This window comes from Streptomyces sp. NPDC046379, from assembly GCF_055587785.1.
This window is the reverse complement of sequence record NZ_JBVJFP010000001.1, coordinates 797,424-822,097: the sequence shown is the minus strand read 5'-3', so window position 1 is coordinate 822,097 and position 24,674 is coordinate 797,424. Positions and strand designations below refer to the sequence as shown.

The following is a 24,674-nucleotide window of genomic DNA, read 5'->3' as shown; positions in this document are numbered from 1 at the left end:
ACAGAGCGACACGGTGAAAGCAGAGGAAGTCGGCCATGGCAACGGCGCCCAGCGTCTCCTACTCGATGACGATCCGGCTGGAGGTGCCCGCGAGCGGAACGGCCGTCTCGCAGCTCACCACCGCCGTGGAGTCCTCCGGAGGCTCGGTGACCGGCCTCGACGTCACCGCGTCCGGGCACGAGAAACTCCGCATCGACGTCACCATCGCGGCGAGCTCCACCGCGCACGCCGACGAGATCGTGGGCAAGCTGCGCACCATCGAGGGCGTCACGCTCGGCAAGGTCTCCGACCGTACGTTCCTGATGCACCTCGGCGGCAAGATCGAGATGGCGTCCAAGCACCCCATCCGCAACCGTGACGACCTCTCCATGATCTACACGCCCGGTGTCGCCCGCGTCTGCATGGCCATCGCCGAGAACCCCGAGGACGCCCGCCGCCTCACCATCAAGCGCAACTCCGTTGCGGTCGTGACGGACGGCTCCGCCGTGCTGGGGCTCGGCAACATCGGCCCCAAGGCCGCGCTGCCCGTGATGGAGGGCAAGGCGGCCCTCTTCAAGCGGTTCGCCGGCATCGACGCCTGGCCGATCTGCCTCGACACCCAGGACACCGACGCGATCGTCGAGATCGTCAAGGCCATCGCCCCGGGCTTCGCCGGCATCAACCTGGAGGACATCTCCGCGCCGCGCTGCTTCGAGATCGAGGCCCGCCTGCGCGAGGCGCTCGACATCCCCGTCTTCCACGACGACCAGCACGGCACGGCCATCGTCGTCCTCGCCGCCCTCACCAACGCACTGCGCGTGGTGGGCAAGGGAGTCGGCGACGTGCGCGTCGTCATGTCCGGCGCCGGCGCGGCCGGTACGGCGATCCTCAAACTGCTGCTCGCCGCGGGCGTCAAGCACGCCGTCGTCGCCGACATCCACGGCGTCGTGCACGCCGGCCGCGAGGACCTGGTCGACGCCGCGCCCGGCTCGGCGCTGCGCTGGATCGCCGACAACACCAACCCCGAGGGCGTCACCGGCACCCTCAAGGACGCCGTGCGCGGCGCCGACGTGTTCATCGGCGTCTCCGCCCCCAACGTCCTCGACGGCACGGACGTGGCCGCGATGGCCGACGACGCGGTCGTGTTCGCGCTCGCGAACCCGGACCCCGAGGTCGACCCGGCAATCGCCCGGCAGACCGCGGCAGTTGTCGCCACCGGCCGCTCCGACTTCCCCAACCAGATCAACAACGTGCTGGTCTTCCCCGGTGTGTTCCGCGGTCTGCTGGACGCCCAGTCCCGCACCGTCAACACGGAGATGATGCTCGCCGCCGCGAAGGCCCTGGCCGGCGTGGTGACCGAGGACGAGCTGAACCCGAACTACATCGTCCCCAGCGTGTTCAACGACAAGGTCGCGGGCGCCGTGGCCGGGGCGGTGCGGGAGGCCGCGAAGGCGGCGGGCGCGTCGGCGACCGGCTCCTGAACGGCCTCGTTCGTGTGACGTCGTGGCTGTGAGCATCGCCACGATCGGGCGCCGCGACGGCGCGTCGCGGAACCGCGCGCGGCGTACGGGCCTCTAGGGTGGCGGCCGGACTCGGGTCTCCCGGGTCCGGAAGACCTCGCGTTCCGCTGCCGGGAGCGGACTGGGCGTCACCACGTCGAGGCCGTGGCGCTCACCGTGACTCCCAAGGGTGTTCTCACGACTCCTACGGGTGCCGGATTGGCTTTCCCGCCGCAGGTGGGGGCAGGATGCTCCTCCAGGACGGAGTCCTGGGGGCACCCCCAGGGGCGCGAGCGTCTGACGACGGACCCGGTCCGGGCACCGTCCGAGGACCCTGGCAGCATCGGCTTCGCTGTGCCCGGTGGCGGCTCCGCCGCGTGGCACGCCCCAACAGCAAGAAGAACACGGGAGTAAGAAAATGAACCGCAGTGAGCTGGTGGCCGCGCTGGCCGACCGCGCCGAGGTGACCCGCAAGGACGCCGACGCCGTCCTGGCCGCGTTCGCCGAGGTCGTCGGCGACATCGTCTCCAAGGGCGACGAGAAGGTCACCATCCCCGGCTTCCTGACCTTCGAGCGCACCCACCGTGCCGCTCGCACCGCCCGCAACCCGCAGACCGGCGACCCGATCCAGATCCCGGCCGGCTACAGCGTGAAGGTCTCCGCGGGCTCCAAGCTCAAGGAAGCCGCCAAGGGCAAGTGACCCTGCCGTACGCACACCGCGGGACGGCGTGCGGGGCCCGCTAGGGCGCAGCGGCAACGCCAATGGGGCGGCCACCCGATCGGGGTGGCCGCCCCATGGTCGTTCAGGAAGGGCTGCCCGCCGGGTCAGCCCAGAGCCTTGCCGGGGAGTTCGGCCTTCGCTCCGAGTTCCATCAACTTCTCCATGCTGTGCCTGTCCGGGGGACAACCCCCGGACCCCCGGCCGGGGCGGCATGCCCGCGGCCGGTGTCGGCGAGTTCGCGCCGGCCGGGTCAGCCCAGAGCCTTGCCGGGGAGTTCGACCTTCGCCCCGAGTTCCATCAACTTCTCCATGAAGTTCTCGTAACCCCGGTTGATCAGGTCGATGCCGTGGACCCGGGACGTGCCCTGGGCCGCCAGGGCCGCGATGAGGTAGGAGAAGCCGCCGCGCAGGTCGGGGATGACCAGATCGGCGCCCTGGAGGCGGGTCGGGCCGGAGACCACCGCGGAGTGCAGGAAGTTGCGCTGGCCGAAGCGGCAGTGGGAGCCGCCGAGGCACTCGCGGTAGAGCTGGATGTGCGCGCCCATCTGGTTCAGCGCCGAGGTGAAGCCGAGCCGGGACTCGTACACCGTCTCGTGGATGATCGACAGGCCGGTGGCCTGCGTCAGCGCCACCACCAGCGGCTGTTGCCAGTCGGTCTGGAAGCCGGGGTGCACGTCCGTCTCCAGCGCGATCGACTTCAGCTGCCCGCCCGGGTGCCAGAAGCGGATGCCCTCGTCGTCGATCTCGAACGCGCCGCCGACCTTGCGGTAGGTGTTCAGGAACGTCATCATCGACCGCTGCTGGGCCCCGCGGACGTAGATGTCGCCCTCGGTCGCCAGCGCCGCGGACGCCCAGGAGGCCGCCTCCAGGCGGTCCGGGAGGGCGCGGTGGGTGTAGCCGCCGAGCCGGTCCACACCGGTGATGCGGATCGTGCGGTCGGTGTCCATCGCGATGATCGCGCCCATCTTCTGCAGCACGCAGATGAGGTCCTCGATCTCCGGCTCCACCGCCGCGTTCGCCAGCTCCGTCACGCCCTCGGCGAGCACCGCCGTCAGCAGCACCTGCTCGGTCGCGCCGACGGACGGGTACGGCAGCCGGATCTTGGTGCCGCGCAGCCGCTGCGGCGCCTCCAGGTACTGGCCGTCCGCCCGCTTCTCGATCGTCGCGCCGAACTGCCGCAGCACGTCGAAGTGGAAGTCGATGGGCCGGCCGCCGATGTCGCAGCCGCCGAGACCGGGAATGAAGGCGTGCCCGAGCCGGTGCAGCAGCGGGCCGCAGAACAGGATCGGAATCCGGCTCGACCCCGCGTGCGCGTCGATGTCGGCGACGTTCGCGCTCTCCACATGCGTCGGGTCCAGCACCAGCTCGCCCGGTTCCTCACCCGGACGGACCGACACCCCGTGCAGCTGGAGCAGGCCGCGCACGACGCGGACGTCGCGGATGTCCGGGACGTTGCGCAGCCGACTCGGCGCACTGCCCAGCAGGGCGGCGACCATGGCCTTCGGTACGAGGTTCTTCGCACCGCGGACACGGATCTCGCCCTCGAGCGGGGTGCCGCCATGGACAAGCAGTACGTCGTCAGTGCCGTTGACGGTCATGTATCTCGCGTTCCGATGAGTTGGGCTGACGTTGGGCAGGGCCGGGGCCGGGAAACGGCTGGATCGGGCAAGGGCCGGATGGACAGAGTAATCGCCGCCGACCCCCCTGCCGTAAGCCCAGGGACCACCCGGGGACGTCATGGCTGTGTCACAACACGAACCGTTCCCAATCGGGCACAAGGGGTCACCACGGTCCCGCCCGGGGCGGCCGTGCGCCCCGTCCGCTCCCGTCCGCCCCTGAGCTGCGCACACCCCGGTGGACGGATTGGCTCCCCATGCGCCGGGAAGATGCGGGATCATGTGTGGCATGACCGAGGTGTCCTCGCTCACAGGGCGGCTGCTCGTGGCAACGCCCGCCCTGGCGGACCCGAACTTCGACCGCGCGGTGGTGCTGCTCCTCGACCACGACGAGGAGGGCTCGCTCGGCGTCGTCCTCAACCGCCCGACGCCGGTGGGCGTGGGCGACATCCTGGAGGCGTGGGCGGACCTGGCCGGCGAGCCCGGCGTCGTCTTCCAGGGCGGGCCGGTCTCCCTCGACTCGGCCCTCGGCGTCGCCGTCATCCCCGGCGGCGGGTCCGGCGACGGCGCGCCCCTCGGCTGGCGGCGCGTGCACGGCGCGATCGGCCTGGTCGACCTGGAGGCCCCGCCCGAGCTGCTGGCCTCCGCCCTCGGCTCGCTGCGGATCTTCGCCGGGTACGCCGGCTGGGGCCCGGGCCAGCTGGAGGACGAACTGGCCGAGGGCGCCTGGTACGTCGTGGAGTCCGAGCCCGGCGACGTCTACTCCCCGGAGCCGGAGCGGCTGTGGCGCGAGGTGCTGCGCCGGCAGCGCAACGAGCTGGCGATGGTGGCCACGTATCCGGACGACCCTTCGCTCAACTGATGCGTGTGAGCTTCAGTACCCTTGGCGGTATGAGCACTCTCGAGCCCGAGCGCGGGACTGGTACGGGGACCCTCGTCGAGCCCACGCCGCAGACTTCCCACGGCGACGGCGATCACGAGCGCTTCGCCCACTACGTCCAGAAGGACAAGATCATGGCGAGCGCGCTCGACGGCACGCCCGTCGTGGCGCTGTGCGGCAAGGTGTGGGTGCCCGGCCGCGACCCGAAGAAGTACCCCGTGTGCCCCATGTGCAAGGAGATCTACGAGTCCATGGGCGCCGGCGGCGACGACAAGGGCAAGGGCAAGGGCGACAAGTAGATCTCCGGACGGGCAGATCTCTGCCGGGCTCGTTCGTCGGGGGGCTCTCTCTCGGGCTCGTTCGTCGCGTTGGTCGGGGGACCATCCCGGGCTCGCCCGTCCGGAGGTCCTCCCCGGACCGTGTCCGTCCGGAGGTCACTCCCGGACCTCGTCCGTCCGGTGGCACACGCAAGGCCCCCGGGGTGCGTTCGGCGCGCCCCGGGGGCGCTCACGTTCGATCACATCTGTGAAGGGCTGGGATGAGCGACGGGGTGGATGTGATTCCGGCGCCGCGGCTGCTGCGCCGGGACGGGGCGGGCCGTACGCGCCTCGACGAGGGGACCTGGCTCCGGGCGCTGCCCGGGACCGAGGGCGTCGCGCGCTGGCTGCGGGCGACGGTCGGCGCGGCGACCGGGCTGCCGCTGCCCGAGGGACCGGGTGATCCGGACCGCGGCATCGTGCTGGACATCGACCCCGGCCTGCCCCCGGAGGGGTACCGTCTCGTCGTCGACGGCCGGGTGCGCCTGGAGGGCGGCGGCGCGGCCGGCGTCTTCTGGGCCGCGCAGACCCTCCGTCAGCTGCTCGGTCCCGACGCCTTCCGGCGGGCTCCCGTGCGCCCGGGCGCGGAGTGGCAGCTGCCGTACGTGACGATCGAGGACGCCCCGCGCTTCGGCTGGCGCGGCCTCATGCTCGACGTCGCCCGGCACTTCACGCCCAAGGAGGGCGTGCTGCGCCACCTGGACCTCATGGCGGCGCACAAACTCAACGTCTTCCACTTCCATCTGACGGACGATCAGGGCTGGCGCGTCGAGATCGAGCGGTATCCGAGGCTGACCGAGGTCGCCTCCTGGCGGGCGCGGACGAAAATCGGTCACCGTGCCTCGCCGCTGTGGGAGGAGAAGCCGCACGGCGGTTTCTACACCCACGACGACATCCGGGAGATCGTCGCCTACGCCGCCGAGCGGCACATCACCGTCGTCCCGGAGATCGACGTACCGGGACACTCGCAGGCCGCCATCGCCGCGTATCCGGAACTCGGCAACACCGACGTCATCGACACCACCGCCCTCACCGTCTGGGACAACTGGGGAATCTCCGCCAACGTCCTCGCCCCCACGGACGACACCCTCCGCTTCTACGAAGGGGTGTTCGAGGAGCTGCTGGAGCTGTTCCCGTCGGAGTTCATCCACGTCGGCGGCGACGAGTGCCTCAAGGACCAGTGGCAGCGGTCGGCTACGGCGCAGGCGCGCATCGCGGAACTCGGGCTCGCGGACGAGAACGCGCTCCAGGCGTGGTTCATCGGCCATTTCGACGCCTGGCTCGCCGCGCGCGGACGCCGGCTCATCGGCTGGGACGAGATCCTGGAAGGCGGTCTCGCGGCGGGCGCGGCCGTCTCCTCGTGGCGCGGATACGCGGGCGGGATCGCCGCCGCGCGGGCCGGCCACGACGTCGTCATGTGCCCCGAGCAGCAGGTCTATCTCGACCACCGGCAGGCCGCCGGGGACGACGAGCCCGTGCCGATCGGCTACGTCCGCACCCTGGAGGACGTCTACCGGTTCGAGCCCGTGCCCCCGGAGCTGACCCCCGCGGAGGCCGAGCACGTCCTCGGCACGCAGGCCAACCTGTGGACCGAGGTGATGGAGGACCAGGCGCGCGTGGACTACCAGGCGTTCCCGCGGCTCGCCGCGTTCGCCGAGGTGGCCTGGAGCGCCCTGCCCGCCCCCGCCGACCGGGACTTCGCCGCATTCGAGCGGCGGATGGCCGTCCACTACCGGCGGCTCGACGCGCTCGGCGTCGCCTACCGGCCGCCCTCCGGCCCGCGCCCCTGGCAGCGGAGGCCGGGCATCCTCGGCCGCCCGATCGACGGACCGCCGCCCAGCGCCTGAGACGGCCCGGTCGGGTGGGTGTGACGCAAAACCTTCACAACGGTCACCGAAGAGTGTCAATGTCGGTGCACCCGTGAAGTGCGGCCGAAATGGGACGGAAGTGGAAAAAAGCTGGCCATCTCGCCGGTCAGGTGGGCGAATGCCTCCTAGCGGACCCCCGCGTTCGAGCCCTGCGAAGATGTGCCAGAGTTGCCACGTCCGCCCTGTCGGCACGTACCGTACGGGCCACACGGGCGGGACCAGGTGGGGCAGCGGGAAGGGGCAGCCGGTTTGACCACGCACGCACCGCAGGCGGCGCAGGCCGTCACGCTGCCCGCCACGCTGGACGAGGCAGTGGCGGCGCTCACCGCCATGCCCGCCGCCGTACCCGTGGCGGGCGGCACGGACCTGATGGCCGCCGTCAACAGCGGACAGCTCAGGCCCGCCGCGCTGGTCGGCCTCGGCCGCATCAGCGAGATCCGCGGCTGGCAGTACCAGGACGGCCACGCGCTGCTCGGCGCCGGACTCACCCACGCGCGGATGGGCCGCCCCGACTTCGCCGCCCTGATCCCGGCGCTCGCCGCCGCCGCGCGCGCCGCGGGCCCGCCGCACATCCGCAACGCCGGCACCCTCGGCGGCAACATCGCCTCCGCCGCGCCCACCGGCGACGCGCTGCCGGTGCTGGCCGCCCTGGAAGCCACGCTGATCATCGCGGGCGCGGGCGGCGCCCGCCGGGAGATCCCGGTGTCGCACCTGCTGGCCGGCATGGAGACGCTGCGCCCCGGGGAGCTCATCGGATACGTGCGCGTGCCGCTGCTGCACGCCCCGCAGGTCTTCCTCAAGGCGACCGGCCGGACCGGGCCGGGCCGCGCGGTGGCCTCCGTCGCGCTGGTCCTCGACCCGGCCCGGCGCGGGGTGCGGTGCGCGGTCGGTGCCATCGCGCCGATGCCGCTGCGCCCGCTGGACGCCGAGCAGTGGGTCGCCCAGCTCATCGACTGGGACAACGACCGCGCGGTCGTCCCCGAGGCGCTGGGCGCCTTCGGCGAGTACGTCGCCGCGGCCTGCATCCCCGACCCCGCGCCGGCCGAGGACGGCTCCGTACCGCAGCTTCCGCCCGCCGTTCTGCACCTGCGGCGCACCGTCGCCGCGCTGGCCCGACGAGCACTGGGGAGGGCGCTGTCGTGACCGACGAACAGCACGGACAGGGCACGCCCCCGGGCGGCGGCGGCCGCTGGGACCCGCTGCCGCAGGGCGACTACGACGACGGCGCGACCGCCTTCGTCACGCTCCCCGAGGGCGGTCTCGACGCGCAGCCGGCCTCCTCCGAGTCGCCGCTCGCCGCGCCGGGCCACGGCTACGTGCCGCCGCAGATAACGGTCGCGCCCGCGACGACGGCGGGCACCGACCCGGCCGCCACGGGCAGCTGGGCCATGCCGCCCGAGGGCGCGCAGTGGCCCGACCCGAACGCCGGACAGGACGGCTCGGGGCAGGACCGGTTCGCGTACAACCCCGGCGCCACCCAGCAGTGGTCCTTCGAGGACGCCGGGACGGGGGAGCCGTCGGCGCCCGCGCCGGGGCACGACGTGACCGGGCAGTGGTCGATTCCCGTGGCGAACGGGGACATCCCGGACGAATCGGGCGAGTTCACCACGTCGTCCCTGGTCGAGCAGTGGGGCGGTACCCCGCCGACGACCCTGCCCGGCGGCGCGTCGGCCCCGTGGGCGACGCACCAGCCGGAGCGGCAGGACCGGCAGGAGCACGCCGAGCAGCCCGGGTACGTCGAGCGGCCGGGTCGCGGGGAGCATCGCGGTCACGCGGAGCAGCCCGGTCACGACGGGTACCCCGACGAGTCCGGGCAGCCGTCCCACGCCGGGCAGCCGTCCCACGCCGAGCAGTCGGCGCACGGCGGGCAGTCGGCGCACGGCGAGCACCCGCGACACGCCGGGCGCCCGGCCGCCGAGGTGTCCGCGCAGGCGTACACGCGTCCCGCGCCGCGGCCCGACGCCCCCGGCGACGCCTCACCGCCCGCGGAGCCCTCACAGCCTGCCCCCGTGCACCGTGAGACCGCCGACGCGACCCCCGAAACCGGGTCGGCAGGGCCCGCCGAGGCCCCTGGGAGCCCCGCGGAGCCCCCGGCCGGTGACCCGCCGTCCACCCCTGCCGCCGGGCAGGCCGCGCAGGAGCCGGCGACGGCCGCAGCGCAGGACGCCCCGGACGGCGCCCCCGAGGCGCGGCCCGAGGACGTCCGGGGCACCTCCGAGGCGGCCGACGCTCCGGACGCCCCGGCCGCACCCGCGGCCCCCCACGACGAACACCCCCTCGCCTCCTACGTCCTGCGCGTCAACGGCGCCGAGCGCCCGGTCGCCGACGCCTGGATCGGCGAGTCGCTGCTCTACGTGCTGCGCGAGCGGCTCGGTCTCGCGGGCGCCAAGGACGGCTGCTCCCAGGGCGAGTGCGGCGCCTGCAACGTCCAGGTCGACGGCCGTCTCGTCGCGTCCTGCCTGGTGCCGGCCGCGACCGCCGCCGGCAGCGAGGTCCGTACGGTCGAGGGTCTGGCCGCCGACGGACAGCCCTCGGACGTGCAGCGGGCGCTCGCCAAGTGCGGCGCGGTGCAGTGCGGTTTCTGCGTGCCCGGCATGGCGATGACCGTGCACGACCTCCTGGAGGGCAATCCGGCGCCGACCGAGCTGGAGACCCGCCAGGCGCTGTGCGGCAACCTGTGCCGCTGCTCCGGCTACCGGGCCGTCCTGGACGCCGTCAAGGAGGTCGTGTCCGAACGCGAGGCGCACGCCGCGCCCGAGGCGTCCGAACACGACGGCGACGAGCCGCGTATTCCTCAGCAGGCGGGCCCCGGCGCCGGCGGCGTCAACGCGTCGGCGTTCGAGTCCCCCCGCACCTCGGGCCTGTACGACCGGCTCGACACGCCGCCGGACGACCGGACGTACGGCAACGGACACGGGCACGGACCAGGACACGACCAGGGACAGGACGGAGGCCCGGCGTGAGCAACGAAACCGCCACCGCGACCACCGCCGCGGAGACCCTCTCCACCCCCGAGCCGCTGCCGCACGGTCTCGGCGCGTCCCTGCCCGCGGCCGACGCGGGCGCCAAGACGGAGGGCACCTTCCCCTACGCCGCCGACCTGTGGGCGGAGGGCCTGCTGTGGGCGGCCGTGCTGCGCTCACCGCACCCGCACGCGCGCATCGTGTCCATCGACACCACCCACGCGCGCGAGATGCCCGGCGTCCGCGCGGTCGTCACGCACGAGGACGTCCCGGGCAACCCGCTGCACGGACGCGGCAAGGCCGACCGCCCCGTCTTCGCCTCCGAGGTCGTACGGCACCACGGCGAGCCCATCGCCGCCGTCGCCGCCGACCACCCGGACACCGCGAGGATGGCCGCGGCGGCCGTCATCGTCGAGTACGAGGTGCTCGACCCGGTGACCGACCCCGAGCAGGCGTTCGAGGCCGAGCCGCTGCACCCCGACGGCAACCTGATCCGGCACATCCCGCTGCGCCACGGCGACCCGGAGGCGGCCGGCGAGATCGTGGTCGAGGGCCTCTACCGCATCGGCCGCCAGGACCCCGCCCCGATCGGCGCCGAGGCCGGCCTCGCCGTGCCCCGCCCGGACGGCGGCGTCGAGCTGTACGTCGCCTCCACCGACCCGCACACCGACCGCGACACGGCCGCCGCCTGCTACGGGCTGGAGCCCGAACGGGTGAAGGTCGTCGTCACCGGCGTGCCCGGCGCCACGGCCGACCGCGAGGACCAGGGCTTCCAGCTCCCGCTCGGACTGCTCGCCCTGAAGACCGGCTGCCCGGTGAAACTCACGGCCACGCGCGAGGAGTCCTTCCTCGGGCACGCGCACAGACATCCCACGCTGCTGCGCTACCGCCACCACGCCGACGCCGAGGGCCGGCTGGTCAAGGTCGAGGCGCAGATCCTGCTCGACGCGGGCGCGTACGCCGACACGTCCTCCGACGCCCTCGCCGCCGCCGTCTCCTTCGCCTGCGGCCCCTACGTCGTGCCGAACGCCTTCATCGAGGGCTGGGCCGTGCGCACCAACAACCCGCCCTCGGGCCATGTGCGCGGCGAGGGCGCCATGCAGGTGTGCGCCGCCTACGAGGCGCAGATGGACAAGCTCGCCAAGAAGCTCGGCGTCGAACCGGCGGAGCTGCGGCTGCGCAACGTCATGGCGACCGGCGACGTCCTGCCGACCGGCCAGACGGTGACCTGCCCCGCGCCGGTCGCCGAACTCCTCCGGGCGGTACGCGACTTCCCGCTGCCGGCGCTGCCCAAGGACACGCCCGAGGACGAGTGGCTGCTGCCCGGCGGCCCCGAGGGCGCGGGCGAGCCCGGCGCCGTGCGCCGGGGCGTGGGCTACGGCGTGGGCATGGTGCACATGCTCGGCGCCGAGGGCGCCGACGAGGTCTCCACGGCGACGGTGAAGGTCCAGGACGGCGTCGCGACCGTGCTGTGCGCGGCCGTGGAGACCGGGCAGGGCTTCAGCACGCTCGCCCGCCAGATCGTCCAGGAGATCCTCGGCGTGGACGAGGTGCACGTCGCCCCCGTGGACACCGACCAGCCCCCGGCCGGCGCCGGCTGCCGGGGCCGCCACACCTGGGTGTCGGGCGGCGCGGTGGAGCGGGCGGCCAAGATGGTCCGCACCCAGCTCCTGCAGCCCCTCGCGCACAAGTTCGGCATGTCGGCGGAGCTGCTCCAGATCGCCGACGGCAAGATCACCTCGTACGACGGCGTCCTGTCGACCACGGTCGCCGAGGCGCTGGAGGGCAAGGAGCTGTGGGCCACCGCCCAGTGCCGCCCCCACCCGACCGAACCGCTCGACGAGGCCGGTCAGGGCGACGCCTTCGTGGGGCTCGCCTTCTGCGCGATCCGCGCGGTGGTGGACGTCGACATCGAACTGGGCTCGGTGCGGGTGGTGGAGCTGGCGGTCGCCCAGGACGTCGGCCGGATCCTCAACCCGGCGCAGCTGGCGGCCCGGATCGAGGCGGGCGTCACCCAGGGCGTGGGCGTGGCCCTCACCGAGAACCTGCGTACGCCGCGCGGTGTGATCCGCCATCCCGACCTCACCGGCTACGCCCTGCCGACGGCCCTGGACGCGCCCGACATCCGGATCGTCAAGCTGATCGAGGAGCGGGACGTGGTGGCGCCGTTCGGCGCGAAGGCGGTCAGCGCGGTCCCGGTCGTGGCGTCCCCGGCGGCGATCGCGTCGGCGGTGCGGGCGGCGACGGGCCGCCCGGTCAACCGCCTGCCGATCCGCCCGCAGGCCGCGGTGGTGGTCACGGGGTGATCCCCGTGGGGGTGGGTACCCCCCAGGGCGGTCGTTTCCGCTGGTGGGAGCGATTGTCAGTGGGGGCGCGTAGTGTTCTGGGCAGTGAGGACGACGGCGACCGCGTCGAACGACGAAGGCGGCCGTCCGCGTCCTCGCTTCGAGCGAGCATGCGCGGGGGAGCCATGATCACGACCGAGACCGTCACGCCGGTGACCGCGATGACGGTGGCCGCCACGACCGAGCGCCTCACTGCCGGGACGGTCACGACGGGCGGCACCGTGCCCGGCGTCGCCGCGACCGCCACCACGACCGGCGCCGCCACCACGATCTCCGCCGCCCTCTGCGAGGACACGCTCGCCGAAGACGCCCTCGCCGATCTGCTGACGTGCGCCTCTCTGCTCGGCGGCGTGAGCGCGCCGCCCCCGGCCGACCCGGCGCTGTGCACGCTGCTGCGGTTCGCCACGGCCGCGGAGGAACTGGCGGAGCTACGCCGTGACGCCGCCTCGGGCCTGGCGCTGGACGTGCCGGGACGGCTGCTGGCCGAGGAGTTTGGGCGCGGCGGCATCGTCCGCTTCGAGGAGCTCGACTTCCCCGCGGCGCTCACCCACGAGCCGACGCGCCGCTTCCTGCGCGAGACGGGCCTGCCGGAGGACGGCCGACTCTTCCACCTGGACATGGACGTCCCGCTGCCCACCCTCACCGCGTACTACGAGGCCGAACGCCCCGGCGGCCGGCTCCCCGCCCGCGCCGACCACCTGATACGCCTGGGCCACCCGGCCGAGGACCACAGCGTGGTCGTCGACGGCGCGACCGGCGAGGTGCACATCTGGAGCGAGCGCGAGGCGATTCTGCATCCGCTCAGCCGGGACGTCTCCACCCTCGCCTTCACCCTCTGGCTGCTCAACGGGTCCTAGCTAGGGGGTGTCCGCCTCAGCCGCCCGTGTCCCGGTAGCGGGCGGCCAGGGTGCGTGCCGTCTCGGCGATGCGGTCGCGCAGTTCGGCCGGCGCGAGGACCTCGACGTCCGCGCCGAGGCGCAGAAACTCCCCGTGGGCGTGGTCGACCGACTCGATGGGCACCCGCGCCCGCGTCCAGCCGTCGCCGGCGGGGGTCACGCCGAGGCGGCGGGCGCCCTCGGGGGTCAGCCGCACCAGGGCCTCCCCGGTGTGCAGGCGCGCCCGGAAGTCTGCCAGGTAGCCGTCCCAGTACCCGGCCAGGTCGAACCCGTCCGGACGGTCGAACTCCTCCTCCAGCGACCGCAGTTCGAGGATCCGGTCCACCCGGTAGGTGCGGATCCCGGACGGCCCGCCGGCGACCAGGTACCAGCGGCCCGCCTTGAGGACCAGCCCGTACGGCTCCACCCGCCGCTCGATCTCCTCCGGCGCCCGCCAGCGCCGGTACCGCAGCACCACCGCACGCCGGGCCCACACCGCGGCGGCGACCGCGGTCAGATGAGGCGCCCGGTCGGCGTCGCCGTACCAGCCCGGCGCGTCGAGCAGAAAGCACTCCTGAAGACGCTCGGCGTGCTCGCGAAGCTCCGCCGGGAGGGCGACCCGCAGCTTGAGCCGGGCGGTGGCCAGCGCCTCGCCGAGGCCGAGTTCGGCGGCGGGGCCGGGGAGCGCGGCGAGGAACGCGGCCCGCGCCTCGTCCGCGGTCAGTCCGGTGAGGCGGGTCCGGTAGCCGTCGACCAGCCGGTAGCCGCCGGCGTGCCCGGCGTCGCCGTAGAGCGGGATCCCGGCGGCGGCGAGCGCCTCGACGTCCCGGTAGACGGTCCGCACCGACACCTCCAGCTCCGCGGCCAGCTGCCGGGCCGTCATCCGCCCCCGGTCCTGCAGCAGCAGAAGCAGGGTCACCAACCGGCTCGCACGCATGACGCCCAGTATCGCCGCACCCCACCGCACTCCACTGACAGAAGATGTCAGCGGACCGCCCCTAACCTGCGCGCATGAGCATCGTCGAACTCCGGCAGTACACCCTCCACCCCGGCGCCCGGGACACCCTGATCGAGCTGTTCGAGCGCGAGTTCGTGACCGGTCAGGAGGCGGTGGGCATCACCGTCGGCGGCCGGTACCGCGACCTGGACGACCCGGACCGGTTCGTCTGGATGCGCGCCTTCCCCGACATGGCGCACCGCCGCCGCGCGCTGGAGGCGTTCTACGACGGCCCGGTGTGGCGGCAGCACCGGGAGGCGGCCAACGCCACGATGGTCGACAGTGACGACGTCCTGCTGCTGCGCGGTCCCGGCCACACCCCGCCGCCCGGCGCCGACGAGGTCCTCGCGCACATCTGCCACCCGCCGGACGAGACGGCCTTCGACGCGTACGCCGCCCGGCACCTGACCCTCGGCCACGCCCTGCACCGCACGGAACACGCGGAGAACGACTTCCCCCGCCTGCCGGTCCGCACCGGCGAGGACGTCCGCGTCTGGTTCGGCCCGTCGGAGCCGCCCCCCTGGCCGACGCGACGGCTGAGACTGGAGGCCGTGGCGGGATTCGAACCCACGTAACTCGCTTTGCAGGCGAGCCCCTGAACCACTCGGGCACACGGCCGTGATCGCTGAGACGACCGTAGGCCGGGCGGGGAGCGGGGCTCAAGGGATGGGCGTCGCGTGCAACGGGACTGCCATACGCCGTTCATGAACGGGGGGGGGCAGGGGCGGGCGGCAGGCGGCCGTGCCGTTCAGGAGGGGGGATACACGGGGCCCGCCACGGGCGGTCGTGCCGTCCGCCGCGGAGGGCCGGGACCTACGACCAACGGACGAGCCGGGCCCCGACTCCCGACAGGAGTCAGCGTCGGTCGTGCCCCTTACTCTTGCGGCATGGCTGCCCCGGAACCCCGCGACACCGATGTCGCCGGCGTCGTCGACGCCCCGACCGTCCCGCCGTCCCCCGAGGACGGCGGCGTGCTGAGCCGTTCGCACCGGGCGCTCAGCGTCGGGATCGTCTCCGTCGTGCTGCTGATCGCCTTCGAGGCGACGGCGGTCGGCACGGCGATGCCGGTGGCGGCGCGGGAGCTGGACGGGGTGTCGCTGTACGCGTTCGCGTTCTCCGGGTACTTCACCACCAGCCTGTTCGGGATGGTGTTCGCCGGGCAGTGGTCGGACCGGCGGGGGCCGCTCGGGGCGCTGACCACGGGGATCGCGGCCTTCGGGGCGGGGCTGCTGCTGTCCGGGACGGCCGCGGCGATGTGGCCGTTCATCCTCGGGCGGGCGGTGCAGGGGCTCGGCGGCGGGCTGGTGATCGTGGCGCTGTACGTCGTCGTGGGCCGTGCCTACCCGGAGCGGCTGCGGCCCGCGATCATGGCGGCGTTCGCGGCGAGCTGGGTCGTGCCGTCCATCGTGGGGCCGCTGGCGGCGGGCGCGGTGACCGAGCGGCTGGGCTGGCGGTGGGTGTTCGTCGGCATCCCCGTGCTGGTGCTGCTCCCGCTCGCGCTGGCGCTGCCGCAGATACGCCGGCGGGCCGCCGGGCCCGTGGACGAGCAGGCCGGCCGGGCCCCCTTCGACCGGCGGCGGATCCGGCTCGCGCTCGGCATCTCCGCCGGCGCGGGCCTGCTCCAGTACGCCGCCCAGGACCTGCGCCCGCTCTCCCTCCTGCCCGGCGCGGCGGGCGTCGCCCTGCTGGTGCCGTCCGCGCTCGGGCTGCTCCCGCGCGGCACCTACCGGGCGGCGCGCGGACTGCCGTCGGTCGTGCTGCTGCGCGGCGTCGCGGCGGGGTCGTTCATCGCGGCGGAGTCCTTCGTGCCGCTGATGCTGGTGACCCAGCGGGGGCTCAGCCCGACCCTGGCCGGGTTCTCCCTGGCGGCGGGCGGGGCGACCTGGGCGCTGGGCTCGTGGGCGCAGTCGCGTTCGTGGGCGGAGCCGTACCGGGAGCGGCTGATGACGCTGGGCATGGTGCTGGTGGCGGCGGCCATCGCGGCCGCGCCGAGCGTGCTGATCGCGTCCGTGCCGGTGTGGACGGTCGCGGTCGCCTGGGGGTTCGGCTGTCTGGGCATGGGCCTGGTGATCTCCTCCACCAGCGTGCTGCTCCTGCACCTGTCCGCCCCCGAGGAGGCCGGCGCCAACTCCGCCGCGCTCCAGATATCCGACGGGCTGTCCAACGTCGTCCTGCTGGCCGCGGGCGGCGCGGCCTTCGCCGCCCTCGGCGGCGGCGCGATCAGCCACACCGCCGCCACGGCCACGGGCCACGCCTCCCACCCGGCGGCCTTCGCCGCGGTGTTCCTGCCGATGGCCGCGGTCGCGCTGGTGGGGGCGTGGGTGACGACGCGGGTGCGGGCGCCGCAGCGGTGAGCGCGGTGCCGCCGAGGCGGCTGTGACGTGGGTCCCACCCGGGAGCGACGTGGGGGCGTTGCGGCGTTCGGGGGAAGGGCCGCCGGTAGGGTGGCCGGGTTGTCATACGCAGCCGAGCAGTCGACCCCTCCACGGAGACCGTGACTACCACCGCCGCTTCCTCGACGTCCTCCCATCACCTGTCACCCGCGTTTCCCGGCCGGGCGCCCTGGGGTACCGCCAGCAAGCTGCGCGCCTGGCAGCAGGGGGCGATGGAGAAGTACATCCAGGAGCAGCCGCGCGACTTCCTCGCCGTCGCCACGCCCGGCGCCGGAAAGACGACCTTCGCGCTGACCCTGGCGTCGTGGCTGCTGCACCACCACGTCGTGCAGCAGGTGACCGTCGTCGCGCCGACCGAGCATCTGAAGAAGCAGTGGGCCGAGGCCGCGGCGCGGATAGGGATCAGGCTCGACCCCGAGTACAGCGCGGGCCCGCTCGGCAAGGAGTACCACGGCGTCGCCGTCACCTACGCCGGCGTCGGCGTACGCCCCATGCTGCACCGCAACCGCGTCGAGCAGCGCAAGACCCTGGTGATCCTGGACGAGATCCACCACGCCGGCGACTCCAAGTCCTGGGGCGAGGCATGTCTGGAGGCATTCGAGCCGGCCACCCGGCGGCTCGCGCTGACCGGTACGCCGTTCCGCTCCGACACCAACCCCATCCCCTTCGTCACCTACGAGGAGGGGAACGACGGCATCCGCAGATCGTCCGCCGACTACACCTACGGCTACGGCTCCGCCCTCGCGGACGGCGTCGTGCGGCCCGTCATCTTCCTCTCCTACAGCGGCAACATGCGCTGGCGCACCAAGGCCGGCGACGAGATCGAGGCCCGCCTCGGCGAGCCGATGACCAAGGACGCGGTCAGCCAGGCCTGGCGCACCGCCCTGGACCCGCGCGGCGACTGGATGCCCGCCGTGCTGCGCGCCGCCGACCAGCGCCTGACCGAGGTCAGGAAGGCCATCCCGGACGCCGGCGCCCTCGTCATCGCCTCCGACCAGGACTCCGCCCGCGCCTACGCCAAGCTCATCCGCGACATCACCGGCCACAAGGCCACCCTCGTGCTGTCCGACGACGCCGGCGCCTCCGACCGCATCGACGAGTTCAGCCACGGCACCGACCGCTGGATGGTCGCCGTCCGCATGGTGTCCGAGGGCGTCGACGTGCCCCGCCTCGCGGTCGGGGTGTACGCGACGACGATCTCCACGCCGCTGTTCTTCGCGCAGGCCGTCGGCCGTTTCGTACGGTCCCGGCGGCGCGGCGAGACCGCCTCCGTGTTCCTGCCGACCGTCCCCGACCTGCTCTCCTTCGCCAACGAGATGGAGCGCGAGCGGGACCACGTCCTGGACAAGCCGAAGAAGGACGGCGAGGAGGACCCGTACGCCGAGGAGGACAAGCTCCTCGCCGAGGCCGAGAAGCAGCAGGACGAGGACACCGGCGAGCAGGACATGCTGCCCTTCGAGGCGCTGGAGTCCGACGCCGTCTTCGACCGGGTGATGTACAACGGCGCCGAGTTCGGGATGCAGGCGCACCCCGGCAGCGAGGAGGAGCAGGACTACCTCGGCATCCCCGGCCTGCTGGAGCCCGAGCAGGTCCAGCTGCTGCTGCAGAAGCGGCAGGCCCGGCAGATCGCGCACAGCAGGAAGAAACCCGACGCCGAGGCCGACCTGCTCGAACTGCCCGCCGAGCGGCGGCCGGTCGTCTCCCACAAGGAGATGATGGAGCTGCGCCGGCAGCTGAACACGATGGTCGGCGCGTACGTCCACCAGAGCGGCAAGCCGCACGGGGTGATCCACACCGAACTGCGCCGCGTGTGCGGCGGGCCGCCGGCCGCGGAGGCCACCGCGGGGCAGCTGAGGCAGCGCATCGCCAAGGTGCAGGAGTGGGCCACGCGGATGCGGTGACCCCCGCCCCGTCGGCCCCGTCGCTTCCGAACTCGCGGTGCGGGCACGGTCGCGTCCCCGCGGCGCGGGCAAGGCTCCTGCCGTCCCGGCTCGCGGGCGCGGGGGCGCGTCCTGTGGCGCGTGCAAGGCCCGCCCGTAGTGCCCGCACGGGCTACCACTCCGGCGTGCGCCCGTCGCATATCAGGTCAAACCACAGCGCTCCTTCCTCGCCACTGCCCGGATTCTGGACGGAGCCTTCCGCTGAGCGAACCGCCTTCGCTAATGTCCCGCTACGCACACGCCCCGTGGCAGCGCCGCCGCGGAGCGCAGCCGTGAAGCGACTGGGCCCGGACACGCCGGGCCGTCAGCCGATCGGCGGCCTCTGAAGCGCGTCGCTGACGGGACTCGGCGACGTATCCGCCACGAAGGGGCTGCCGACCTCACCACCAAAGGAGTGGGCGTCGTGACCGCGGAGACCTCTCAGACGCTCGACCGGGGACTGCGGGTCCTCAAGCTGCTGGCCGACACCGACCACGGGCTGACCGTCACCGAGCTTTCCACCAAGCTGGGCGTCAACCGGACGGTGGTCTACCGGCTCCTCGCCACGCTGGAGCAGCACGCGCTCGTACGCCGCGACCTCGGCGGGCGGGCCCGGGTCGGGCTGGGCGTGCTCGGGCTCGGCCGGCAGGTGCATCCGCTGGTACGGGAGGCCGCGCTGCCGGCGCTGCGGTCGCTGGCCGAGGACATCGGGGCCACGGCGCACCTGACGCTGGTGGACGGGTCGGACGCGCTGGCGGTCGCCGTCGTGGAACCGACGTGGACGGACTACCACGTCGCCTACCGGGCGGGCTTCCGGCACCCGCTGGACCGGGGGGCGGCGGGCAAGGCGATCCTGGCGGCCCGGCAGCGCCCGTCGGGCGACCCCGGTTACACGCTGACCCAGGGCGAGCTGGAGGCCGGGGCCTGCGGCGCCGCCGCGCCGCTGGTCGGGGTGAGCGGCGTCGAGGGCAGCGTGGGCGTGGTGATGCTGGCCGACGCGGTGCCGGAGCGGGTGGGACCGCGGGTGGTGGACGCGGCCCGCGAGGTCGCCGACGCCCTGCGCTGACCGCTTTCGCCGCCGGGAGTCTGTCGAGCCCCGGTCCTCACCAGGTCGCCGCCCCCCTGTGCCGAGCGCCCCGCCGGGACCCCGTCGGGCCGCGGTCGTCGCCGCGTTAGATTGACCCCGTGTCCTCACGCCTCTCGCGCCTCACCCGTCCCCGGGCCGCCCTCGCCGTCTGTGCGCTGCCCGTCGCCGCCCTGCTCGCCACGGCGGTGTTCGCGCCGCTGCCGTTCTCGGTGGCGCAGCCGGGCATGACGGCGGACGTGCTCGGCGAGAACCGCGGCGACCCGGTGATCACGATCTCCGGCGCGCCGACCCGGAAGACCGGCGGCGAGCTGCGGATGACGACGATCGAGGCGACCAACCCCGACACCGACATCTCCCTGGCCCAGGTGTTCGACGCGTGGTGGCGGTCGGACCAGGCGGTCATGCCGCGCGACTCGGTCTATCCGAGCGGCGACAGCACCGAGGAGATCGAGCGGCACAACGCGGCCCAGATGAAGCAGTCGCAGAACGAGGCGACCGAGGCGGCACTGTCCCACCTCGGCCTGGACGACCGGGACGTGAAGGTCGGCCTGGAACTCGCCGACGTCGGCGGGCCGAGCGCCGGTCTGCTCTTCTCCCTCGGCATCGTCGCGAAGCTCGACGGCGACGGCAGGGGCGGCGACCTCACGGGCGGCCGGGTCGTCGCCGGAACCGGCACGATCACCGCGGACGGGAAGGTCGGCGCGGTCGGCGGCGTGGCCCTGAAGACGCAGGCCGCCCGCCGCGACGGCGCGACGGTCTTCCTGGTGCCGAGGGCGGAGTGCGCCGACGCCGAGGCGGAGCTCCCCGAGGGCCTGCGCCTGATCCCGGTGACCACCCTGGAGGGGGCGGTGGACTCGCTGGTGGCCCTGGAGACCGGCAAGGGCGAGGTTCCCAGCTGTTGAGGGCGTTCGGCACAGGTCTCATCCCTCCTTGACGAACCCCTCCTCCACCAGCCAGTCCAGGGCCACCTGGTGGGGGTCCTCGCCCTCGACGTCGACCTTCGCGTTCAGGGTCCGGGCGATCGTGTTGTTCAGCTTCTTCGTGATGGGGGCGAGGATCTCCGCGATCTCCGGGTGCTCCTCCAGGGTCTTCGTGTGGACCATCGGCGCCGCGTTGTAGTTGGGGAAGAACTTCTTGTCGTCCTCCATCACCACGAGGTCCATCGACTTGATGCGGCCGTCGGTCGTGAAGACCTCGCCGAAGGTGCAACCGCCCTTCGCCGCCTGCGTGTAGATGATTCCGGTGTCCATCTGCGTGACGTTCCTCGCCGGGATGTCCATGCCGTACTTCTCGGCCATGCCGGGCAGGCCGTCCGCCCGGTTGGCGAACTGGTTCTCCACGCACAGCGTCACCGCGCCCGGGTCCTTCTTCGCCAGCGCCGCCACGTCCGACAGGGTCCTGGTGCCGTACTTCTCGAAGTTCTTCCGGTTCATCGCCAGGGCGTAGGTGTTGTTCAGGGGCGACGGCTCCAGCCATGTCACGCCGTTCTCGCGGTCCGCGTCCCGGACCGCCTCCCACTGTGCGCGCGGGTCGGGCAGCGGTTCGGTGTTGCCGAGGTAGTTGATCCACCCGGTGCCCGTGTACTCGTAGTCGGCGTCCGCCTCCCCGCTGCGCACCGCCTCGCGCGAGCCGATCGAGCCCTGGATGCCGGTGCGGTCCAGGACGTTCGCGCCGGCCGCCTCGAAGGCGATCCCCATGATCGCGCCCAGGATCAGCTGCTCGCTGAACTCCTTCGAGGTGACCGTCAGATCGACGCCCTTGAGCGGCTCACCCCGTCCGATCGACCCGGGGGAGACGTCGTCGACCATCGGCGAGCCGCTGGTCAGTCCGCAGCCGGACGCCAGCACCAGCGCCCCGGCCAGGAGCACGCACCCGCGTCTCATGTCCCCGCCTCCAGGCCCCGCGGCCGCAGCCCCAGCTCCGCCAGCGACGCCAGCCAGTCCACCAGCAGCGCCAGGACGACCGTGAGGATCGAGCCCAGCACGAGCACCGGCATCCGCTGGTTGGTGATGCCGGTCGTGATCAGGACGCCGAGACCGCCGCCCCCGCCGAACGTGGCCAGCGTGGCCGTGCCGACGTTCAGGACCAGCGCCGTACGGATGCCCGCCAGGATCAGCGGGACCGCCAGCGGCAGCTCGACCCTGGTCAGCACGCCCAGCGGGGACATGCCGATGCCGCGCGCGGCCTCCAGCAGCGTCGGGTCGTTCGCCCTGAGACCGGCCATCGTGTTCGACAGCACCGGCAGGACGGCGTACGCGACGATCCCGATCAGGGCCGCCTTCTTGCCCGTGCCGAGCCAGATCACCAGCAGGGCCAGCAGACCGATCGCCGGGGTCGCCTGACCCGTGTTGGCGATCGCCATGGCCACCGGCGTCGCCCTGCGGAAGGCGCGGCGGGTCAGCAGGACGCCCAGCGGGATCGCGATGATCAGCACGAAGAAGGTGGAGATCGCCGTCAGCTCGATGTGCTGCCACAGCGCCTTGGACACCTGCCCGCCCGACAGGGCGTTCTCGGAGATCGCGTCCAGGTCCGCCTGCCGGAACCACAGCCAGGTCGCCAGCAGCACCGCGATCAGCACGACGGGCAGGAACGTCAGCTTCTGCCAGGTGATCCGCCGGGCCGGTCCCGGGCGCGCGGGAGCGTTCCGCTCCTCGTCCGCGGAGTCGTCGTCCCCGAGGACGTCCGTCTCCGGTTCGTCCTCGGGCCGGGGCGGCTGCCGGAAAGCGGTGCTCACGCCTTCGCCTCCCCGTCACCGACGCCCTCCTGCGCGAAGTGCGTCTGCTGGGCTCTGGCCTCCTGCAACTCGTGCTGGGCCTCCATGGCCTCCAGCCGGTCGGCCTCCAGCATCTCGTGCACGGAGTTGATCAGCGTCTCCATGTCGACGACGCCGGTGTACTCGCCCCGGCGCCCGGTCACCGCCACCCGGCCCGCGTTGTCGGTGAGCACCGCCTCCAGCGCGTCCCGCAGCGTGGCGTCGCGGGTCACTGTGTCCTGGACGAGCGTCCCGGCGCGCGCCAGCGACCCCCTCGCGCGCATCAGGTCGCCGCGCCGGAGCCACTTGTAGGGGCGTCCGCGCCGGTCGAGCAGCAGGATCTCGTTGCTGCCGCCGGACCGCAGCCTGTTGAAGATCTCCTGGAGCGGGTCGTCGACGGTCACCGTCGGATAGTCGGTGATCTCCACGTCCCGCACGCGGGTGAGGTTGAGCCTCTTCAGGGCCGCGCCCGCGCCGACGAAACCGGAGACGAAGTCGTCGGCCGGGTTGGTGAGGATCGCCTCGGGCGTGTCGAACTGGGCGATGTGGGAGCGCTCGCGCAGCACCGCGATCCGGTCGCCCAGCTTGATCGCCTCGTCGAAGTCGTGGGTGACGAACACGATCGTCTTGTGCAGCTCGCGCTGGAGCCGGATCAGCTCGTCCTGGAGGTGGTCCCGGGTGATCGGGTCCACGGCCCCGAACGGCTCGTCCATCAGCAGCACCGGCGGATCCGCGGCCAGTGCCCGGGCCACGCCCACCCGCTGCTGCTGCCCGCCGGACAGCTGGCGCGGGTAACGGCCGTGGAACTCGCCGGGGTCCAGCCCGACCAGGTCGAGCATCTCCTCCACCCGGCCGGCGATCCGCGTCTTCGACCAGCCGATCATGCCGGGGACCAGGGCGATGTTCTGGGCGACGGTCATGTGCGGGAACAGGCCGGACGACTGGATGGCGTACCCGATCTTGCGGCGCAGCTTCACCGGGTCCATGTGGGTGACGTCCTCGCCGCCGATGCGGATCCGGCCGCCGCTCGGCTCGATCAGCCGGTTGATCATCTTCAGCGTGGTCGACTTGCCGCAGCCGGACGGCCCGACCAGGATCACCGTCTCGCCCGCCTTGATCTCCATGGTGACGCTGTCCACGGAGGGCTGCGGGTTGCCGGGGTAGCGCTTGGTGAGGTTCTCCAGCTCGATGGCGGCGCCGGACGTGCTGGTGTCGGACCGGTCAGGCACGGATCCCCCTGGGAATGGTCAACCGCCCGATCAGGACGTACGCGGCGTCGAACAGCAGGGCCAGGACGATGATCCCGAGCGTGCCCGCGAGTACCTGGTTGAGCGCGTTCTGGCTGCCCAGGGAGGCGATCCCGCGGAAGATGAGGTTGCCGAGGCCGGGCCCGGAGGCGTAGGCGGCGATGGCCGCGATGCCCATCAGCATCTGTGTCGAGACCCGGATGCCGGTGAGGATCGGCGGCCAGGCCAGCGGCAGCTCCACCCGCAGCAGCCGGGCCGTGCGGGACATGCCGATGCCCCGCGCGGCGTCCACCAGGGAGGGGTCGACCCCGCGCAGGCCGACGATCGCGTTGCGCACGATCGGCAGCAGTCCGTACAGCGTCAGCGCGATCACCGTCGGCGGCACGCCGAGGCCCACGACCGGGATCAGCAACCCGATCATCGCCAGCGACGGGATGGTCAGCACGGTCGACGTCGCGGTCGTGGCGAGGTTCCCGGCCCACTCGCTGCGGTAGGCGGCCACGCCGATCGCCACCCCGAGCAGGGTGGCGGCCACCATGCACTGGAAGACAGCGCTGGCGTGCTGGAAAGCGTCCGTGAACAGCTGCTGGTGACGGCTGCCCAGGTACTCCCAGAAGTTCACCCGCCTCACTCCTCGCTGCCGGGTCGCTCCCGCCGGTCCGCGTCCTCGGCCGCCTGCTCCACCAGCGGGATGATCCGCAGCGGAACGGGGTTCTCCAGCACGATCGTCGTGGCGGCCCGGACGATGCCATCAAAACCGAGGACCAGGTCGATCACACGCTGGAGATCGGCGTTCGAGCGGGCCACCAGCCGGCACAGCATGTCCCCGCTGCCGGTGGTGGTGTGCAGCTCCAGCACCTCCGGAACGGTCGCCAAGTGCGCCCGTACGTCGGCTCCTTGGCCCTGCCGGATCTGCAGGGTCGCGAACGCGGTGACCGGGTATCCGAGCGCCGCCGGATCGACCTGCGGACCGAATCCGCGGATGACTCCGTTCGACTGAAGCCGGTCCAGCCGCGCCTGCACCGTGCCCCGCGCCACCCCCAGCCGCCGGGACATCTCCAGCACCCCGATCCGCGGCTCCTCGGCGAGCAGCACGATGATCCGCCCGTCCAGCCGGTCGATCCCCACAGCGGCCTCCTCGATGGTCATCCTGTACAGAAAGTCCGGCGCTCTCGCCGTTTTGCTGTGCATATTGTTCAGTAAAAACGCGAACTATT

Annotated in this window: 20 protein-coding genes, 1 tRNA gene and 1 pseudogene; 14 read left to right on the top strand and 8 right to left on the bottom strand. The window is 73.1% G+C overall.

The window, feature by feature from the left end:
• The first annotated feature begins 35 nt into the window (after positions 1 to 35).
• Together ACZ6KF_RS03730 and ACZ6KF_RS03725 are read left to right on the top strand one after the other, a co-directional pair.
• Positions 36 to 1,460, top strand: a complete 1,425-nt coding sequence (locus ACZ6KF_RS03730; RefSeq protein WP_356627200.1) for an NAD-dependent malic enzyme — start codon at positions 36 to 38, stop codon at positions 1,458 to 1,460.
• Between the two features lie 436 nt (positions 1,461 to 1,896).
• Positions 1,897 to 2,178, top strand: a complete 282-nt coding sequence (locus tag ACZ6KF_RS03725) for an HU family DNA-binding protein (protein ID WP_004000874.1) — start codon at positions 1,897 to 1,899, stop codon at positions 2,176 to 2,178.
• A gap of 271 nt (positions 2,179 to 2,449) precedes the next feature.
• Here ACZ6KF_RS03725 and murA read toward each other — a convergent pair whose 3' ends face one another.
• The gene (gene murA / locus ACZ6KF_RS03720; RefSeq protein ID WP_356627201.1) at positions 2,450 to 3,796 is read right to left on the bottom strand and encodes a UDP-N-acetylglucosamine 1-carboxyvinyltransferase; all 1,347 of its coding nucleotides are present in this window, start codon (positions 3,794 to 3,796) and stop codon (positions 2,450 to 2,452) included.
• Positions 3,797 to 4,103: 307 nt separating this feature from the next.
• Between murA and ACZ6KF_RS03715 the strand changes: the two genes are divergently transcribed.
• The 7 genes and pseudogenes from ACZ6KF_RS03715 to ACZ6KF_RS03685 form a co-directional block, all read left to right on the top strand.
• Positions 4,104 to 4,676, top strand: a complete 573-nt coding sequence (locus ACZ6KF_RS03715) for a YqgE/AlgH family protein (protein ID WP_356627202.1) — start codon at positions 4,104 to 4,106, stop codon at positions 4,674 to 4,676.
• Positions 4,677 to 4,705: 29 nt separating this feature from the next.
• Entirely contained in the window at positions 4,706 to 4,993 is a 288-nt protein-coding gene (locus tag ACZ6KF_RS03710; protein WP_019754409.1) for a DUF3039 domain-containing protein, read from the top strand.
• Between the two features lie 239 nt (positions 4,994 to 5,232).
• Positions 5,233 to 6,858: a beta-N-acetylhexosaminidase gene (locus ACZ6KF_RS03705; RefSeq protein WP_469237128.1), complete on the top strand. Its 1,626-nt coding sequence runs from the start codon at positions 5,233 to 5,235 to the stop codon at positions 6,856 to 6,858.
• Positions 6,859 to 7,128: 270 nt separating this feature from the next.
• The gene (locus tag ACZ6KF_RS03700; protein WP_356627204.1) at positions 7,129 to 8,022 is read left to right on the top strand and encodes an FAD binding domain-containing protein; all 894 of its coding nucleotides are present in this window, start codon (positions 7,129 to 7,131) and stop codon (positions 8,020 to 8,022) included.
• Positions 8,019 to 9,842 carry a 2Fe-2S iron-sulfur cluster-binding protein gene (locus ACZ6KF_RS03695; RefSeq protein ID WP_469237126.1) on the top strand — a complete coding sequence of 608 codons (1,824 nt, stop codon included), beginning with the start codon at positions 8,019 to 8,021 and terminating at the stop codon, positions 9,840 to 9,842. The genes ACZ6KF_RS03700 and ACZ6KF_RS03695 overlap by 4 nt, the downstream gene beginning before the upstream one ends.
• Positions 9,839 to 12,148, top strand: coding sequence for a xanthine dehydrogenase family protein molybdopterin-binding subunit (locus ACZ6KF_RS03690; protein ID WP_469237125.1), 2,310 nt, complete (start codon positions 9,839 to 9,841; stop codon positions 12,146 to 12,148). The genes ACZ6KF_RS03695 and ACZ6KF_RS03690 overlap by 4 nt, the downstream gene beginning before the upstream one ends.
• A gap of 482 nt (positions 12,149 to 12,630) precedes the next feature.
• Positions 12,631 to 13,035, top strand: a pseudogene (locus ACZ6KF_RS03685) (SUKH-4 family immunity protein); the annotation flags it as partial.
• A 25-nt stretch (positions 13,036 to 13,060) separates the two neighbouring features.
• Here ACZ6KF_RS03685 and ACZ6KF_RS03680 read toward each other — a convergent pair.
• Positions 13,061 to 13,999: a helix-turn-helix transcriptional regulator gene (locus ACZ6KF_RS03680; protein WP_469237122.1), complete on the bottom strand. Its 939-nt coding sequence runs from the start codon at positions 13,997 to 13,999 to the stop codon at positions 13,061 to 13,063.
• A gap of 74 nt (positions 14,000 to 14,073) precedes the next feature.
• On the opposite strand from ACZ6KF_RS03680, the gene ACZ6KF_RS03675 reads away from it, so the two are divergent.
• Positions 14,074 to 14,634 (top strand): NIPSNAP family protein, encoded by a 561-nt coding sequence (locus ACZ6KF_RS03675; RefSeq protein WP_356627208.1) that lies wholly within the window; start codon positions 14,074 to 14,076, stop codon positions 14,632 to 14,634.
• Here the strand turns inward: ACZ6KF_RS03675 and ACZ6KF_RS03670 are convergent.
• Positions 14,603 to 14,677: transfer RNA gene (locus ACZ6KF_RS03670), tRNA-Cys, on the bottom strand. The two genes, ACZ6KF_RS03675 and ACZ6KF_RS03670, sit on opposite strands and share 32 nt — an antisense overlap.
• A 269-nt stretch (positions 14,678 to 14,946) precedes the next feature.
• On the opposite strand from ACZ6KF_RS03670, the gene ACZ6KF_RS03665 reads away from it, so the two are divergent.
• The 4 genes from ACZ6KF_RS03665 (at position 14,947) to ACZ6KF_RS03650 (ending at position 20,360) form a co-directional block, all read left to right on the top strand.
• The gene (locus ACZ6KF_RS03665; protein ID WP_469237120.1) at positions 14,947 to 16,413 is read left to right on the top strand and encodes an MFS transporter; all 1,467 of its coding nucleotides are present in this window, start codon (positions 14,947 to 14,949) and stop codon (positions 16,411 to 16,413) included.
• Positions 16,414 to 16,553: 140 nt separating this feature from the next.
• Entirely contained in the window at positions 16,554 to 18,353 is a 1,800-nt protein-coding gene (locus ACZ6KF_RS03660; protein ID WP_356627223.1) for a DEAD/DEAH box helicase, read from the top strand.
• A gap of 442 nt (positions 18,354 to 18,795) precedes the next feature.
• On the top strand, positions 18,796 to 19,437 hold the full coding sequence (locus ACZ6KF_RS03655; protein WP_356627224.1) for an IclR family transcriptional regulator: 642 nt from the start codon (positions 18,796 to 18,798) through the stop codon (positions 19,435 to 19,437).
• Between the two features lie 119 nt (positions 19,438 to 19,556).
• The gene (locus ACZ6KF_RS03650) at positions 19,557 to 20,360 is read left to right on the top strand and encodes a S16 family serine protease (RefSeq protein WP_356627225.1); all 804 of its coding nucleotides are present in this window, start codon (positions 19,557 to 19,559) and stop codon (positions 20,358 to 20,360) included.
• A gap of 18 nt (positions 20,361 to 20,378) precedes the next feature.
• On the opposite strand, the gene ACZ6KF_RS03645 is transcribed toward ACZ6KF_RS03650, so the two are convergent.
• From ACZ6KF_RS03645 to ACZ6KF_RS03625, 5 genes are read right to left on the bottom strand one after another with little or no spacing between them, the layout of a single operon-like run.
• Positions 20,379 to 21,341, bottom strand: a complete 963-nt coding sequence (locus ACZ6KF_RS03645) for a glycine betaine ABC transporter substrate-binding protein (RefSeq protein WP_356627226.1) — start codon at positions 21,339 to 21,341, stop codon at positions 20,379 to 20,381.
• Positions 21,338 to 22,192 carry an ABC transporter permease gene (locus tag ACZ6KF_RS03640; RefSeq protein ID WP_356627227.1) on the bottom strand — a complete coding sequence of 285 codons (855 nt, stop codon included), beginning with the start codon at positions 22,190 to 22,192 and terminating at the stop codon, positions 21,338 to 21,340. Before ACZ6KF_RS03640 ends, ACZ6KF_RS03645 begins: the two co-directional genes overlap by 4 nt.
• On the bottom strand, positions 22,189 to 23,439 hold the full coding sequence (locus tag ACZ6KF_RS03635; RefSeq protein WP_469158395.1) for a betaine/proline/choline family ABC transporter ATP-binding protein: 1,251 nt from the start codon (positions 23,437 to 23,439) through the stop codon (positions 22,189 to 22,191). Before ACZ6KF_RS03635 ends, ACZ6KF_RS03640 begins: the two co-directional genes overlap by 4 nt.
• A complete protein-coding gene (locus ACZ6KF_RS03630) occupies positions 23,432 to 24,079 on the bottom strand; it encodes an ABC transporter permease (RefSeq protein ID WP_356627229.1) in 648 nt (215 codons plus the stop codon). Before ACZ6KF_RS03630 ends, ACZ6KF_RS03635 begins: the two co-directional genes overlap by 8 nt.
• 5 nt (positions 24,080 to 24,084) lie before the next feature.
• On the bottom strand, positions 24,085 to 24,585 hold the full coding sequence (locus tag ACZ6KF_RS03625) for an Lrp/AsnC family transcriptional regulator (protein WP_356627361.1): 501 nt from the start codon (positions 24,583 to 24,585) through the stop codon (positions 24,085 to 24,087).
• Between the last annotated feature and the right edge of the window lie 89 nt (positions 24,586 to 24,674).